This window comes from Sphingomonas cannabina (genome assembly GCF_021391395.1).
Taxonomy (GTDB): domain Bacteria; phylum Pseudomonadota; class Alphaproteobacteria; order Sphingomonadales; family Sphingomonadaceae; genus Sphingomonas; species Sphingomonas cannabina.
Map to the genome: position 1 here is coordinate 429,493 of NZ_CP090059.1, position 13,584 is coordinate 443,076.

A 13,584-nucleotide genomic window follows, 5' to 3' on the forward strand; every position below is an offset into this window, starting at 1 on the left:
CTGCCGTCAAAGCAAGACGGAGAGGTACACCCGATGGCCACGCTCGCACGCGAACCCGAAACCCGGCCCGATACCCGGATGGCGCCCGGCGAATGGGAGGCGCGGGTCGACCTCGCCGCCGCCTACCGGCTGGTCGCGCTCTATGGCTGGGACGACCTCATCTTCACCCATCTGTCGTGCCGCGTGCCGGGGCCGGAGCATCATTTCCTGATCAACCCCTACAACATGATGTTCGAGGAGATCACCGCCTCCTCGCTGGTCAAGATCGACGTCGACGGGATGCCGGTGGGCGAGGCCAAGTCTCCGGTGAACCCGGCCGGCTTCACCATCCATTCGGCGATCCACATGGCGCGCGAGGATGCGACGGCGGTGATGCACCTCCACACGCCGCACGGGCAGGCGGTGAGCGCGATGGAGTTCGGCCTGCTGCCGCATACCCAGACCGCGATGATCGCCAAGCACAATGTCGCCTATCACGACTATGAGGGGATCGCGACCGACCTCGACGAGCGCGAGCGGCTGGTGAAGGACCTCGGCGACAAGCATGCGATGATCCTCAGGAACCACGGCACGCTGACGGTGGGCGACAGCGTGGCGTCGTGCTTCCTGCGCCTCTATTTCCTCGAGCGCGCATGCCAGGCGCAGGTGATGATGCTCTCCGCGGGCCTGGAGAACCTCAACAACCCGCCGCAGGGGACGGAGGAGAAGGTGGCGAGCCAGTCCCCGGCCGGCGGCGTGGGGATGCTGGCGAAGGGACTGGCCTGGCCGGCGCTGCTCAGGAAGCTCGACCGCATCGACCCGAGCTATCGCGACTGACCGGCGATGGCGCTGATCCCGATCGTCCGCGTGACCGACATGGCCCGGGCGGTCGAATTCTACACGCGCGTGCTCGACTTCGAGCATGAGGGGACGTGGCCGGCGATGACCGACCCATCCTACACCGTGCTGAGGCGCGGGGGACATGAGCTGCATCTCTCCAGCCATGCCGGCGACGGTGTGGCCGGGCAGGCGGTGGGCGTGCTGGTCGGCGACGTCGACGCCTTGGCCGGGCGGCTGGCGGTGCGCGGGCTAGACCAGCGGCATCTGAGCGATTCGCCGGTGCATTGCGCGCCCGTCGACCAGAGCTGGGGCACGCGCGAGTTCTACGTGGACGATCCCGACGGCAACTCCATCCGGTTCATCCAGCGGTGAGCGCGGTCGAGATCATCGGGCTCGCCGCCAGCATCAGCCTGCTTGCCGGGTGGCGGCTGTACCTGTGCGTGTTCGCGGTGGGGATGGCGATGCACTTCGGCTGGCTGGGGCTACCCGACCAGCTGCGCAGCCTCGACGTGCTCGCCAATCCCTGGGTGATCGGCATTGCCGGCATTGGGGCGCTCGCCGAGTTCCTGGCGGACAAGGTGATGTGGATCGACAGCGCCTGGGACGCGGTGCACACGCTGGTGCGGCCGGTGGGCGGCGCGCTGCTCGCGGTGGCGATCGTCGATCCGTCCAACCCGGCGTGGCAGGTGGCGGTGCTGCTGCTCGGCGGTGGGGCGACGCTGCTGACCCACGGCGCCAAGGCGGGGACGCGCGCGGTGGTGAACGCCAGCCCCGAGCCGGTGAGCAACGCCGTGGTGTCGACCGGGGAGGATGTCGCGACCGTGGGGCTGCTGGCGCTGGTGACGGCGTTTCCGGCGGTGGCCATCGTCGTGGCGCTGGTGCTGCTTGCCGTCGCGGTGGCCGCGCTGCTGATGGTGCGGCGCGTGCTGCGGCGGCTGTTCAGCGCCCCCGCGCCAGACGCTCTTCCTCCCGGCTGAAGCGCGACCTGCCTTTGCTGTCGTCGCGGACGGCGGTGGCGAAGAAGGCGACGCCGGTACCGGCGGCGGGATCGATCCACAGGCCGGAGCGGAGCGCATAGGCCTCGCCCGCATGGCCGATGCGGGTGCGGCCGTCGCCGAACAGGTCGTCGTCGCAACCGGGGCGTTTGGCGGGAAGCATCGTCACCGCGAGACCATATTGGCAGTAGAAGCCGCTGGAGGTGTCGCCATTGGCGCCGTCGAACACCCAGGTCGGCGTGGCGAGCGTCGCGATCGACTCCGGCTTGAGGAAGCCGTCGCCGCGTCTCAGCAGCATCTGGCCGATACGGGCGAGGTCGCGCATCGAGATATCCATGCCGCCTTGCGGCGAGAAGATGCCGCCGTTGTCGCCGATTCGGTAGGCGGCGAGATCGCACGGCCCCTTCGATACGGTCGGGCAGGCGGGGTGCTGGCCGCGCAGGTCGTCGCGCGCGACGTCGCCACCCGCGCGGTAGAGCACCACCGCCCGGCCGATCGCGGCGTCGCTGCACCCTGACCAGTTGTAGCAGCCGTCCAGGCCGAGCGGGCGAAACACCTCGCGTTGCATCAGGCGATCGAAGCGCTCGCCCGACGCTTTCTCCATCACCGTCGCGACGACGGGGAAGTTGAGGTTGGTATAGCGGAAATAGGCGCCGGGAGCGTGCTCCGCGTCCCAGGCCTTGGGATCGGCCAGCGCATCCCGGATGCGGACGCCGAACGGGATGATGTAGTCGATACCGTCGGTCAGGCTCGATCGGTGCGAGAGCAACAGGCGCAGCGTTACGGCCGTGTCCGGATAGGCGGGATTGCGCAGGCGCCAGCCGAGATAGTCGGAAACGTCGCGGTCGAGATCGAGCGTGCCGCGCTCGACCAGCCGCATCACGCCGAGCGCCACCACCAGCTTGGAGATGCTGGCGACGCGGACGGGATCGGCGGGGGCGACCCTGCGGCCGGTACGGCGATCGGCGATGCCGCGCGCCTGCTCGGCGGTGATGCGGGTGGCGTCGAAGGCGACGCGGACCTCGGCGGGGCGCGGTGTGGTCGCGCAGCCGGCGAGGAGGACAAGGAGCGGCAGGGCGAGACGCATCGCCCTGTTATGGCGAGGGCCGGTTGCCTGGACCAGCCCTCGTCAAAGTCCGTCCGAACGGAAAGGAGCGTGCTCCTGCGAAGGCAGGAGCGTTGGATTTCAGGTCGTTCGCTTGCTGCCTGGGCTCCTGCTTTCGCAGGAGCACACAAGCTGTTTCAAAAAGGCTCTCCGATCACGCCGCCTGCTTGAGCGACGCCATGTCGATCACGAAGCGGTACTTGATGTCGCTCTTCAGCATCCGGGCATAGGCGGTCTCGATTTCCTGGATCGGGATGATCTCGATGTCCGCGGTGATGCCGTGGTCGCGGCAGAAATCGAGCATCTCCTGCGTCTCGGCGATGCCGCCGATCGGCGACCCGGCGATCGAGCGGCGACCCATCAGCAGGTTCCAGATGCTGGGCGAGGGATGCGGATGCTCGGGCGCGCCGACCAGGGTCATCGTGCCGTCGCGGCGCAGCAGCACCATGAACTGGTCGAGGTCGTGGCTGGCCGCGACGGTGTTGAGGATGAAATCGAAGCTGCCCGCATGCGCCGCCATCGCCTCGGGATCCCTGGAGATCACCACCTCATGCGCGCCGAGCCGCTTCGCGTCCTCGACCTTGTCGGCAGAGGTGGTGAAGGCGACGACATGCGCGCCCATCGCCGCGGCGAGCTTGATGCCCATGTGCCCCAGGCCACCGATGCCGACCACGCCGACCTTCTTGCCCGGGCCGGCCTGCCAGTGGCGGAGCGGCGAGTAGGTGGTGATGCCGGCGCAGAGCAGCGGAGCGACGCCGGCGAGGTCCTGCTCGTCATGGCCGACCTTCACCACGAAGCGGTCCTTGACGACGATATGGTCCGAATAGCCGCCGAAGGTGTGGCCGCCCAGGACCGTGTCCGGGGCGTTGTAGGTGCCGACGAAGCCGGTGGTCTCGCAGAACTGCTCCTCGCTCGCCTGGCACGACGGGCAATGGCCGCAGCTGTCGACCATGCAGCCGACGCCGACGAGGTCGCCGACCTGGAATTTGGTGACGTCGCCGCCGACCGCGGTCACGCGGCCGACGATCTCATGGCCGGGGACGCAGGGGTAGAGCGTGCCGTCCCACTCGCCGCGCGCGGTGTGGAGGTCGGAATGGCAGACGCCGCAGAAGAGGATGTCGATCGCGACGTCGTCCGGACGGACGTCGCGGCGCTCGAAGCTGAATGGCGCGAGCGGAGTGGTGGCCGACTGGGCGGCATAGGCCTTGGCTTGGCTGGGCATAACGTCCTCGGTGGTTTGGGGGGAAAGGTGGTTGGGAGGGAGCCGCGGCTACATGGTGTAGCCAGGCGCCTTGAAGAGAAGCTCCCGGCGCCCGACGATCTCGCGCCGATAGACCTCCGGCCAGTCGGCCGGGTCGACGTCCTCGATCGATACCGAGATGCTGTCCGCCGACGATCCGATGCTGGCGGTCACCGCCTGGGCGAGCGCCTCAGCCAGCCGTTTCTTGTCCGCCTCGGAGCGCCCCGATTGTAGCTTGAGAGTGACGTGCGGCATCAGCGGTCCTTTCCGGGGCCGGCGAGATAATCCTCGTCGCTGACATGCTCCATCCACTCGACCATGCTGCCGTCCAGCACCTCCTGGATGGCGATATGGGTCATCGCGGTTGTCGGGCTCGCGCCGTGCCAATGGCGATGGCCGGGCGGGCACCAGACCACGTCGCCCGCGCGGATCTCGACCACGGCCTCGCCTTCACATTGCGTCCAGCCGACGCCGGAGGTCACGATCAGCGTCTGGCCGAGCGGATGGGTGTGCCAAGCGGTGCGCGCGCCCGGCTCGAAGGTGACGCTGGCCACGCCGAAGCGCGGCTCCGGCGCGACGGTCAGCGGATCGATGCGCACCGATCCGGTGAACCATTCCGCGGGGCCCCGCTGCGACGGCTGCGTGCCGCTGCGTTGGATTCGCATGCGATGCTCCTGTGGTTGCGGCGCGTCCTCGGCGGCGGCCGCGGGGGTGGGGAGGACCAGCGCGGCGACCAGGATCAGCAGCTTCACGTGCCCACCTCATCGTCGCTTCCGGAACGCAATGGAGATAGGGCGGCTCCGTCCCGCGATTAGGCGCTGTAATCTGAAAGCGGTTGTGAGTATTTCTCAGCAATGAACCGCCAGGACCTGCCCGATCTGTCCGCCTTCGTCATGGTCGCCCGCGAGCGCAGCTTCACGCGCGCCGCGGCGCAGCTAGGCGTCACGCCGTCGGCGCTCAGCCATGGCATCAGGGGTCTCGAGGAGCGGCTGGGCGTCCGGCTGCTCAACCGCACCACGCGCAGCGTCACCCCGACCGAGGCGGGCGAGCGCGTGCTGCGCTCGGTCGCCTTCCATCTTGACGAGATCGAGACCCATGTCGCGGCGCTGAGCGACCTGCGCGAGCGGCCCGCCGGCACGGTGCGGATCACCGCCGACGAGCTTTCGCTCCAGACGGTGCTGTGGCCGCGGCTACGCGGGCTGCTCGCCGACCATCCCGACATCAAGGTCGAGATCGAGGCCGATTATCGCCTGACCGACATCGTCGCCGAGCGGTTCGACGCCGGCGTGCGGCTGGGCGACCTCCTCGACAAGGACATGATCGCGGTGCCGGTCAGCCCGCCGATGCGGATGCTGGCGGTGGCGACGCCGGGCTATTTCGCCAACCACGACAGGCCGCGCACGCCGCAGGAGCTGACCACGCATCGCTGCATCAACCTCCGGCTGCCGACCTATGGCGGCCTCTACGCCTGGGAGTTCGAGCGGAACGGGCGGGCGCTGCGGGTGCGGGTGGACGGGCAGCTCATCTTCAACAGCATCTTCCAGGTCCGCGACGCGGCGCTCGACGGATTCGGGATCGCCTATCTGATGGAGACCATGATCGGGGACGATCTCGACAGCGGGGCGCTGGAGGCGGTGCTCGAGGACTGGTCGCCGCCGTTCTCGGGCTATCATCTCTACTATCCGAGCCGCCGGCAGCCGACGCCCGCCTTCGCGGCGATCGTCGAGGCGCTGCGCTACCGGCCGGGGCGGGAGGGGTAGGGCCACCCTTCGTCACCCCGGACTTGTTCCGGGGTCCACCGGGCAGCCCAGCGCGGGCTTCTCGGTTCCATGTGCAACCTCGACGCCTGTCCTTGCGGAGACGTGGATGCCGGAACAAGTCCGGCATGACGGTGAATGTGAAAAGGGGCCCGCGTCGCCGCGAGCCCCCTTCCGTTCCTGCGCTATCGCCGGTCTTAGTCCTCGCCGGTGAGGAAGGCCGGCAGGCCGATGTCCTCGCCGCCTTCGTCCTTCGACTCCGAGCGCTCGCGGCGCGGGCCGCGATCACCACGGTCGCCGCGGTCACGGCGCGGACCGCGATCGCCGCCGTCGCGACGCGGGCCGCGGTCACCGCCACGGTCGCCACGTGGGCCTCGATCGCCGCGCTCGCCCCGCTCCCGCGGCTCGCGCGCGGGGCGCGTGTCCTCGAGCTCGGCGCCGGTCTCCTGGTCGACGACGCGCATCGACAGGCGGACCTTGCCGCGCGGATCGATCTCGAGGACCTTGACCTTGACCTCCTGGCCCTCCTTGAGGGCGTCGGAGACCTTCTCGACGCGCTCGTTCTTGATCTCCGAGACGTGGACGAGACCGTCCTTGCCGCCCATGAAGTTCACGAACGCGCCGAAGTCGACGAGGTTGACGACCTTGCCGTTGTAGATCTTGCCGACCTCGGGCTCCTCGACGATGCCCTTGATCCAGTTCATCGCCGCCTCGATCTGCGCGACGTCGGACGAGCTGATCTTGATCACGCCCTCGTCGTCGATGTCGACCTTGGCGCCGGTGGTGGCGACGATCTCGCGGATCACCTTGCCGCCGGTGCCGATGACGTCGCGGATCTTCGACTTGTCGATCTGCATCGTCTCGATGCGCGGCGCGTGGGCCGACAGCTCGGTGCGGGTCTCGCCCAGCGCCTTGGCCATCTCGCCGAGGATGTGCGCGCGGCCGTCCTTCGCCTGGGCGAGGGCGACCTTCATGATCTCCTCGGTGATGCCGGCGATCTTGATGTCCATCTGCAGGCTGGTGATGCCCTCGGACGTGCCCGCCACCTTGAAGTCCATGTCGCCGAGGTGATCCTCGTCGCCCAGGATGTCGCTGAGCACCGCGAAGTCCTTGCCCTCCAGGATCAGGCCCATCGCGATACCCGAAACCGGGCGCTTGATCGGCACGCCGGCATCCATCAGGCTCAGCGAGCCGCCGCACACCGTCGCCATCGACGACGAGCCGTTCGACTCGGTGATGTCGCTGGTGACGCGGATCGTGTAGGGGAACTCCTCCTTGGTCGGCAGCACCGGGTGCAGCGCGCGCCAGGCGAGCTTGCCGTGACCGACCTCGCGGCGGCCCGGCGCGCCGAAGCGGCCGACCTCGCCCACCGAATAGGGCGGGAAGTTATAGTGCAGCATGAAATGCTGGTAGCTGAGGCCGTCCAGCCCATCGATCATCTGCTCGGCGTCCTTGGTGCCGAGCGTGGTGGTGGCGATGGTCTGGGTCTCGCCGCGGGTGAACAGGGCGGAGCCGTGCGCGCGCGGGAGGAAGTGGACCTCGGCCTCGATCGGGCGGACCGTCTTGGTGTCGCGGCCGTCGATGCGGCGGCCTTCCTTGAGGATCGCGGTGCGGACGATGTCCGCCTCGAGCTTCTTGACCAGCTTCGCCGCGACCAGCTGCTCCTGCGGGGTCTTCTCCGCCATCGCCGCCTTGGCCTTGGCGCGGGCCTCGTTGAGCGCGTTGGAGCGCTCCGACTTGTTGGTCAGCTTGTAGGCGGCCTCGATGTCCTTGCCGACCAGCTTCTTGAGCTCGGCCTTGACCGCGGCCTGGTCGTCGCCCTGCTTGAGCTCCCACGGCTCCTTGGCGGCCTGCTCGGCGAGCTTGATGATCGCCTTGATCACGTCCTGCGACGCCTTGTGCGCGAACATCACCGCGCCCAGCATCACCTCTTCCGACAGCTCCTTGGCCTCGGACTCGACCATCATCACCGCGTCGTGGGTGGCGGCGACGACGAGGTCGAGCAGGCCGGCCTCGACCTGCTCGTCGGTCGGGTTGAGGATATAGTCGCTGCCGTCATAGCCGACGCGCGCGGCGCCGATCGGGCCCATGAACGGCACGCCCGACAGCGTCATCGCGGCCGAGGCGGCGATCATCGCCAGGATGTCGGGCTCGTTCTCGCCGTCGTAGGAGAGCACCTGCGCGATGCAGTTGATCTCGTTGTAGAAGCCTTCGGGGAACAGCGGGCGGATCGGGCGGTCGATGAGGCGGGAGACCAGCGTCTCCTTCTCGGTCGCGCCGCGCTCGCGCTTGAAGAAGCCACCCGGGATGCGACCCGCGGCGGAGAACTTCTCCTGATAATGGACGGTGAGCGGGAAGAAATCCTGCCCTTCCTTGACGGTCTTCGCGGCCGTGACGGCGCAGAGGACGACGGTCTCGCCGAGGGTCGCGATCACCGCGCCGTCGGCCTGGCGGGCAACCTTGCCCGTTTCGAGCGTGAGGGTCTTGCCGCCCCACTCGATGCTTACGGTCTTCTTGTCGAACATTTGGTTTCCTTCACTCCCCGCGCCCTATGCGCGAGGGGCCTATGAGCGAGCCGGTGCGGCTCTTTCGGTATCCTCCCAACCCGTTCGGGCTGAGCCTGTCGAAGCCCCGTCCTTCTTTCGGAAGAAGAAGTGCAGCCCTTCGACAAGCTCGGGGCGAACGGTAGAGGACTTGGCGGGCGGTTCGCCGGATTGCGTGCCGCCCGAATGCGAAAAGAGCGCCCGAAGGCGCCCTTCCCTTATTTGCGAAGCCCGAGCTTCGCGATCAGTGCCAGATAGCGGTCGCCATCCGATTTGCGGAGATAGTCGAGCAGCGAGCGACGCTTGTTGACCAGCATCAGCAGGCCGCGGCGCGAATGGTTGTCCTTCGCGTGGGTCTTGAAATGCTCGGTCAGGTTCTTGATGCGCTCGGTGAGAATCGCGACCTGCACCTCGGTCGAACCGGTGTCGCCGGCGGCGCGGCCATGTTCCTTGATGAGCGCGTCCTTGCGCTCGGCAGTGATCGACATTGTGTTTCCTTCGACATCGGATCAAAGATTGAAGCCTCGGACGACGCGGGCCTGCCCGCTTTCCACCTCCACCAACGCCACCGGGGTCTCGCCCAGCATCGCGAAGTGGAGGCCGTCGTCTCTGGCGATCCCGGCCAGCACACGCCCCTGACGGAGCGCTCCTGCCTGGTCGGGGTCGAGGGGGAGAGCCGGGATGTCGTCCAGCCCCGCCCTCAGCGGCAGGAGAATCTGTTCAAGGCGGCGCCCATTACCGAGTTCCGCCAATTTGTCCAGCGATATCGCGGAATCGAGGCCGAACGGGCCGGCCTTTGTGCGACGAAGCATCGTCACATGTCCTACGGTGCCGAGAGCCCGCGCAATGTCGCGGGCGAGGCTGCGGATGTAAGTGCCCTTCGAGACATGGGCGGAGAGGGTGATGTCTTCAAGCTCCTCCCCGGCACGGGGAGGGGGACCGCTCGCCGAAGGCGAGTGGTGGAGGGGGCCCGTCACAAGCGAATCGTTCGTGGCTGGGCCCCCTCCACCATCGCTGCGCGATGGTCCCCCTCCCCGTGCCGGGGAGGAGCTTAGGGCGTGCACCACCACGTCCCGGCTGGCCAGCGCCACCATCTCCCCTGCGCGGGCAAGGTCATAGGCACGCTTGCCGTCGACCTTGAGCGCCGAATAGGCGGGCGGTACCTGGCTGATCGGGCCGGTGAAGCGGGGCAGCACCGCCTCGACCTCCGCATGCGTCGGACGCACCTTCGAGGTCGCGACCACCTCACCTTCCGCATCGAGCGTGTCGGTCTCCTCGCCGAAGCGGATCGTGAAATCATAAGCCTTGTCACTGTCGAGCATCCGCCCGGCAAGCTTGGTCGCCTCGCCCAGCGCGACCGGGAGCACGCCTGAGGCGAGCGGATCGAGCGTGCCGCCGTGGCCAACCTTGATCTTGCCGTAGCCGCCCGCGCGCAGCGCCCGCTTGACCGCCGATACGGCTTCGGTCGAGCCCGGTCCGACCGGCTTGTCGAGGATCACCCAGCCGTGCATCACGCTCAGGCCGGAATCCCACCGAGCGCGAGGAAAGCGCGGATGACGGTCTCCGCGATCGGACCGATCACCCGCGCGACGATGTTCGCCTTGGGCGCGATCATCGGCAGCACCAGCAGCAGGAAGACGAGTAGCGGGAACCCGAAGCGCGCGATCTTGCGCCACCCCGGCACCAGCGCGCGCGGCAGCGCGCCCTCGACGACGTGACCGCCGTCGAAGGGCGGCAGCGGGATCAGGTTGAAGATGGCGAGAAAGACATTGATCAGCAGGAAGTTGACCAGATTGTCGGTGAGGAATCCCGCCGCGCCCGTCTCCGGCAGCTCGCCCGCGACGGCATAGGTCGCGCCGAGCGCTAGCGTCGTCAGCAGCGCCAGCACCAGGTTGCTCCCGGGTCCGGCGAGCGCGACCAGCACCATGTCGCGGCGCGGGTTGCGCAGGCGCTTGGCGCGGACCGGCACCGGCTTGGCCCAGCCGAAGATCGGCGCGTGGGCGATCGCCAGCAGCAGCGGCAGCACCACCGTGCCGATCGGATCGACATGCTTGATCGGATTGAGGGTCAGCCGCCCGAGATTCGCCGCGGTCTGATCCCCCAGCGCGCGCGCCACCCAGCCGTGCGCGACCTCGTGGCACACGATCGCAAACACCAGCGGGATCAGCCACACCGCGACGGTGTAGGCCATATTCTGTTCAGCCATGGCGCGCTTCTAGCGGGCGGAAGCCTGACCGACCATCACTGCTTCTTGGCGGATTGGCGCTTGGGCGGCGCGTCGCTCTTGGTCAGGCTCGCGATCCAGCAGGCCTGGCCGTCGACATAGATGCGGCCGCTGTTGTCGAGCCGATCGCCGGCGAAGCGCGTGTCGACTGCGATGCGGGTCGCGAAGGGCAGGTTGGTGCAGGGTCCGTTCAAGCTGGCGTAATACCACTGCCGCGCGCGATTCTGGAGGTAGATGCCGCGATCGCCGTCCGCCTCGAAGTCATAGATGTTGCCGAACTGGACGAAGGGGATCGACTCCTCCTTCGGCTGGGTCGGCGCCGGCTTCTGTGCGGCGGCCGGCACGGCGGCGACGGCAAGCGCCGCCAGGGCGATAAGGGTGCGGGTCATGCCGTGCTCTCTAGCCGATGCCGCCTGAACCGGCGCTGAGCGGCGGTCCGGCGTGACGTCCGGCGACCGGAAGGCGTGACTCGGCTCTTGAAATTTTATAACAAGGCTGCGCAACGCGAATCCACGCGCTCGACCGGCGCTTGAGATGTGGATCGAACGCTGGAGAGAGCATGACCGACCCCGGCGCGCGCGCCAATCTGCCCCGACTTAGCCTGCATGTGCCGGAGCCGCGGTTCCGGCCGGGGGACGAAGCCGACTTCGCCGATGTGACGGTGCCGCCCGCCGGCTCGGCTCGTCGTCCCGACACTGCCGAGAAGGCCGACGGCTTCCACGAGCTCGCCTATGGCCTCATCCGCGTGCTCGACGAATCGGCGCAGGCGGTCGGGCCCTGGGACCCGAAGCTCGATCCCGACACGCTACGCCGGATGCTGCGCTACATGGCGCTGGTCCGCGCCTTCGACGAGCGCATGTTCCGCGCCCAGCGCCAGGGCAAGACCAGCTTCTACATGAAGTCGACCGGCGAAGAGGCGGTGGCGGTCGCGGCGACGATGGCGCTCGATCCCGACGATATGTGCTTCCCGAGCTACCGTCAGCAGGGCATCCTGATCGCGCGCGAATGGTCGCTGGTCGACATGATGAACCAGATCTATTCGAACAGCGCCGACCGCCTCGGCGGCAAGCAGCTGCCGATCATGTATTCGGTGAAGGAGCGCGGCTTCTTCTCGATCTCGGGCAACCTCGCCACCCAATATCCGCAGGCGGTGGGCTGGGCGATGGCGAGTGCGGCCAAAGGCGACAGCCGCATCGCCGCGACCTGGTGCGGCGAGGGATCGACGGCGGAAGGCGACTTCCATTCCGCCTGCACCTTCGCCAGCGTCTACCGCGCGCCGGTGATCCTCAACGTCGTCAACAACCAATGGGCGATCTCTAGCTTCTCGGGATTTGCCGGGGCGGAGGCGACCACCTTTGCCGCGCGCGCGCTCGGCTATGGCATCGCGGGCCTGAGGGTCGATGGCAACGACGCGCTCGCGGTCTATGCCGCCACCCGCTGGGCGGCCGAGCGGGCGCGCACCAACCAGGGCGCGACGCTGATCGAGCATTTCACCTATCGCGCCGAAGGCCACTCCACCTCGGACGACCCGAGCGCTTACCGCTCCGCCCAAGAATCCGGGAAGTGGCCGCTCGGCGACCCTGTCGTCCGGCTGAAGCAGCACCTCATCGCGCTCGGCGAATGGGACGAGGAACGCCACGCTGCGCAGGACAAGGAGGTCGCCGAGCAGGTCAAGGCCGCGCAGAAGGAGGCCGAAGCCAACGGCATCCTCGGCCACGGCCTGCACCAGCCGCTCGACACGCTGTTCGACGGCGTGTTCGAGGAGATGCCCTGGCATTTGAGGGAGCAGCAAGCGCAGATGCTGGCGGAAGAGGAAGCGAGCGGACGGCCATGGGCGCGGAAGTGACGACGATGGCCGACGAGGCGCAGAACGGCGCGGGCGAGACCACCCGCATGAACATGATCCAGGCGATCAACTCCGCCATGGACGTGATGATGGCGCGCGATCCAGACGTGATCGTGATGGGCGAGGACGTCGGCTATTTCGGCGGCGTGTTCCGCGCGACCGCGGGGCTGCAGGCCAAATACGGCAAGACCCGCGTGTTCGACACGCCGATCACCGAGATCGGCATCGTCGGCGTCGCGATCGGCATGGGCGCCTATGGCCTGCGGCCCGTGCCCGAGATCCAGTTCGCCGATTACATCTACCCCGCGCTCGACCAGCTGGTCAGCGAGGCGGCGCGCCTGCGCTACCGCTCGGCCGGCGAGTTCACCGCGCCGATCACGGTGCGCTCGCCCTTCGGCGGCGGCATCTTCGGCGGACAGACCCACTCGCAGTCGCCCGAGGGCATCTTCACCCATGTCTCGGGGATCAAGACGGTGATCCCGTCGACGCCCTACGACGCCAAGGGGCTGCTGATCGCCGCGATCGAGGACAATGATCCCGTCCTCTTCTTCGAGCCCAAGCGCATCTACAACGGCCCGTTCAACGGCCATTGGGACCGCCCGGCGGAGAATTGGTCGAAGCACCCAGGCGGCGAGGTGCCGACCGGCTATTACCACATCCCGCTGGGCAAGGCCGAGATCGTCCGCCCCGGCGAAGCGCTGACGATCCTCGCCTACGGCACGATGGTCCATGTCGTGCGCGGCGTGGTCGAGGAGGCCGGCGTCGACGCCGAGATCATCGATCTGCGCACGCTCGTGCCCCTCGACATCGAGGCGATCGAGGCGTCGGTCCGCAAGACCGGCCGCTGCATGATCGTGCATGAGGCGACGCGCACCTCCGGCTTCGGCGCCGAACTGTCGGCGCTGGTGCAGGAGCGCTGCTTCTACCACCTGGAAGCGCCGATCGAGCGCGTCACCGGCTTCGACACGCCTTATCCCCACAGCCTCGAATGGGCCTATTTCCCGGGGCCCGTCCGCATCGGCGAGGCGCTCCGCAAGATCATGAAGGATTGACCA

General features: G+C 68.1%; 15 protein-coding genes. 6 read left to right on the forward strand and 9 right to left on the reverse strand.

Annotated features, from left to right (window positions below; genetic code table 11):
* Positions 1-33 precede the first annotated feature (33 nt).
* The 3 genes from LZK98_RS02175 to LZK98_RS02185 are packed head-to-tail and all read left to right on the forward strand — an operon-like array spanning position 34 to position 1,796.
* Positions 34-816 carry a class II aldolase/adducin family protein gene (locus LZK98_RS02175; protein WP_233784726.1) on the forward strand — a complete coding sequence of 261 codons (783 nt, stop codon included), beginning with the start codon at positions 34-36 and terminating at the stop codon, positions 814-816.
* Positions 817-822: 6 nt separating this feature from the next.
* Positions 823-1,191 (forward strand): bleomycin resistance protein, encoded by a 369-nt coding sequence (locus tag LZK98_RS02180; RefSeq protein WP_233784727.1) that lies wholly within the window; start codon positions 823-825, stop codon positions 1,189-1,191.
* Positions 1,188-1,796 carry a DUF4126 domain-containing protein gene (locus tag LZK98_RS02185; RefSeq protein WP_233784728.1) on the forward strand — a complete coding sequence of 203 codons (609 nt, stop codon included), beginning with the start codon at positions 1,188-1,190 and terminating at the stop codon, positions 1,794-1,796. The genes LZK98_RS02180 and LZK98_RS02185 overlap by 4 nt, the downstream gene beginning before the upstream one ends.
* Here the strand turns inward: LZK98_RS02185 and LZK98_RS02190 are convergent.
* The 4 genes from LZK98_RS02190 to LZK98_RS02205 form a co-directional block, all read right to left on the reverse strand.
* On the reverse strand, positions 1,759-2,901 hold the full coding sequence (locus LZK98_RS02190) for a serine hydrolase domain-containing protein (RefSeq protein ID WP_233784729.1): 1,143 nt from the start codon (positions 2,899-2,901) through the stop codon (positions 1,759-1,761). The two genes, LZK98_RS02185 and LZK98_RS02190, sit on opposite strands and share 38 nt — an antisense overlap.
* A 172-nt stretch (positions 2,902-3,073) precedes the next feature.
* The gene (locus tag LZK98_RS02195) at positions 3,074-4,141 is read right to left on the reverse strand and encodes an NAD(P)-dependent alcohol dehydrogenase (RefSeq protein WP_233784730.1); all 1,068 of its coding nucleotides are present in this window, start codon (positions 4,139-4,141) and stop codon (positions 3,074-3,076) included.
* Positions 4,142-4,189: 48 nt separating this feature from the next.
* Positions 4,190-4,414: a tautomerase family protein gene (locus LZK98_RS02200; RefSeq protein WP_233784731.1), complete on the reverse strand. Its 225-nt coding sequence runs from the start codon at positions 4,412-4,414 to the stop codon at positions 4,190-4,192.
* Positions 4,414-4,911: a (R)-mandelonitrile lyase gene (locus LZK98_RS02205; protein WP_319937524.1), complete on the reverse strand. Its 498-nt coding sequence runs from the start codon at positions 4,909-4,911 to the stop codon at positions 4,414-4,416. The genes LZK98_RS02200 and LZK98_RS02205 overlap by 1 nt, the downstream gene beginning before the upstream one ends.
* 102 nt (positions 4,912-5,013) lie before the next feature.
* On the opposite strand from LZK98_RS02205, the gene LZK98_RS02210 reads away from it, so the two are divergent.
* Positions 5,014-5,919, forward strand: a complete 906-nt coding sequence (locus tag LZK98_RS02210) for a LysR family transcriptional regulator (RefSeq protein WP_233784732.1) — start codon at positions 5,014-5,016, stop codon at positions 5,917-5,919.
* A 194-nt stretch (positions 5,920-6,113) separates the two neighbouring features.
* Here LZK98_RS02210 and pnp read toward each other — a convergent pair whose 3' ends face one another.
* From pnp to LZK98_RS02235, 5 genes are all read right to left on the reverse strand, one after another.
* On the reverse strand, positions 6,114-8,441 hold the full coding sequence (gene pnp / locus LZK98_RS02215; protein ID WP_233784733.1) for a polyribonucleotide nucleotidyltransferase: 2,328 nt from the start codon (positions 8,439-8,441) through the stop codon (positions 6,114-6,116).
* 236 nt (positions 8,442-8,677) lie between these two features.
* A complete protein-coding gene (rpsO, locus tag LZK98_RS02220) occupies positions 8,678-8,947 on the reverse strand; it encodes a 30S ribosomal protein S15 (protein WP_233784734.1) in 270 nt (89 codons plus the stop codon).
* 21 nt (positions 8,948-8,968) lie between these two features.
* The gene (truB, locus tag LZK98_RS02225) at positions 8,969-9,970 is read right to left on the reverse strand and encodes a tRNA pseudouridine(55) synthase TruB (protein WP_233786480.1); all 1,002 of its coding nucleotides are present in this window, start codon (positions 9,968-9,970) and stop codon (positions 8,969-8,971) included.
* 5 nt (positions 9,971-9,975) lie between these two features.
* Positions 9,976-10,665 (reverse strand): site-2 protease family protein, encoded by a 690-nt coding sequence (locus LZK98_RS02230; RefSeq protein ID WP_233784735.1) that lies wholly within the window; start codon positions 10,663-10,665, stop codon positions 9,976-9,978.
* A gap of 35 nt (positions 10,666-10,700) precedes the next feature.
* Positions 10,701-11,072: a DUF6491 family protein gene (locus LZK98_RS02235; RefSeq protein ID WP_233784736.1), complete on the reverse strand. Its 372-nt coding sequence runs from the start codon at positions 11,070-11,072 to the stop codon at positions 10,701-10,703.
* 170 nt (positions 11,073-11,242) lie between these two features.
* On the opposite strand from LZK98_RS02235, the gene LZK98_RS02240 reads away from it, so the two are divergent.
* Together LZK98_RS02240 and LZK98_RS02245 are read left to right on the forward strand one after the other, a co-directional pair.
* Complete coding sequence (locus tag LZK98_RS02240) at positions 11,243-12,529, forward strand: thiamine pyrophosphate-dependent enzyme (protein ID WP_233784737.1); 1,287 nt, start codon at positions 11,243-11,245, stop codon at positions 12,527-12,529.
* Positions 12,530-12,576: 47 nt separating this feature from the next.
* On the forward strand, positions 12,577-13,581 hold the full coding sequence (locus tag LZK98_RS02245) for an alpha-ketoacid dehydrogenase subunit beta (RefSeq protein WP_233786481.1): 1,005 nt from the start codon (positions 12,577-12,579) through the stop codon (positions 13,579-13,581).
* The last annotated feature ends 3 nt before the right edge of the window (positions 13,582-13,584 follow it).

Excerpts from the sequence above, each read along its gene's own strand:
- LZK98_RS02245 (WP_233786481.1), top strand. The coding sequence starts at position 12,577 with ATGAACATGATCCAGGCGATCAACTCCGCCATGGACGTGATGATGGCG.
- LZK98_RS02175 (WP_233784726.1), top strand. The coding sequence starts at position 34 with ATGGCCACGCTCGCACGCGAACCCGAAACCCGGCCCGATACCCGGATG.
- LZK98_RS02200 (WP_233784731.1), bottom strand. The coding sequence starts at position 4,414 with ATGCCGCACGTCACTCTCAAGCTACAATCGGGGCGCTCCGAGGCGGAC.
- LZK98_RS02190 (WP_233784729.1), bottom strand. The coding sequence starts at position 2,901 with ATGCGTCTCGCCCTGCCGCTCCTTGTCCTCCTCGCCGGCTGCGCGACC.
- LZK98_RS02210 (WP_233784732.1), top strand. The coding sequence starts at position 5,014 with ATGAACCGCCAGGACCTGCCCGATCTGTCCGCCTTCGTCATGGTCGCC.
- truB (WP_233786480.1), bottom strand. The coding sequence starts at position 9,970 with ATGCACGGCTGGGTGATCCTCGACAAGCCGGTCGGACCGGGCTCGACC.
- LZK98_RS02195 (WP_233784730.1), bottom strand. The coding sequence starts at position 4,141 with ATGCCCAGCCAAGCCAAGGCCTATGCCGCCCAGTCGGCCACCACTCCG.
- LZK98_RS02180 (WP_233784727.1), top strand. The coding sequence starts at position 823 with ATGGCGCTGATCCCGATCGTCCGCGTGACCGACATGGCCCGGGCGGTC.
- LZK98_RS02240 (WP_233784737.1), top strand. The coding sequence starts at position 11,243 with ATGACCGACCCCGGCGCGCGCGCCAATCTGCCCCGACTTAGCCTGCAT.
- LZK98_RS02235 (WP_233784736.1), bottom strand. The coding sequence starts at position 11,072 with ATGACCCGCACCCTTATCGCCCTGGCGGCGCTTGCCGTCGCCGCCGTG.
- rpsO (WP_233784734.1), bottom strand. The coding sequence starts at position 8,947 with ATGTCGATCACTGCCGAGCGCAAGGACGCGCTCATCAAGGAACATGGC.
- pnp (WP_233784733.1), bottom strand. The coding sequence starts at position 8,441 with ATGTTCGACAAGAAGACCGTAAGCATCGAGTGGGGCGGCAAGACCCTC.
- LZK98_RS02230 (WP_233784735.1), bottom strand. The coding sequence starts at position 10,665 with ATGGCTGAACAGAATATGGCCTACACCGTCGCGGTGTGGCTGATCCCG.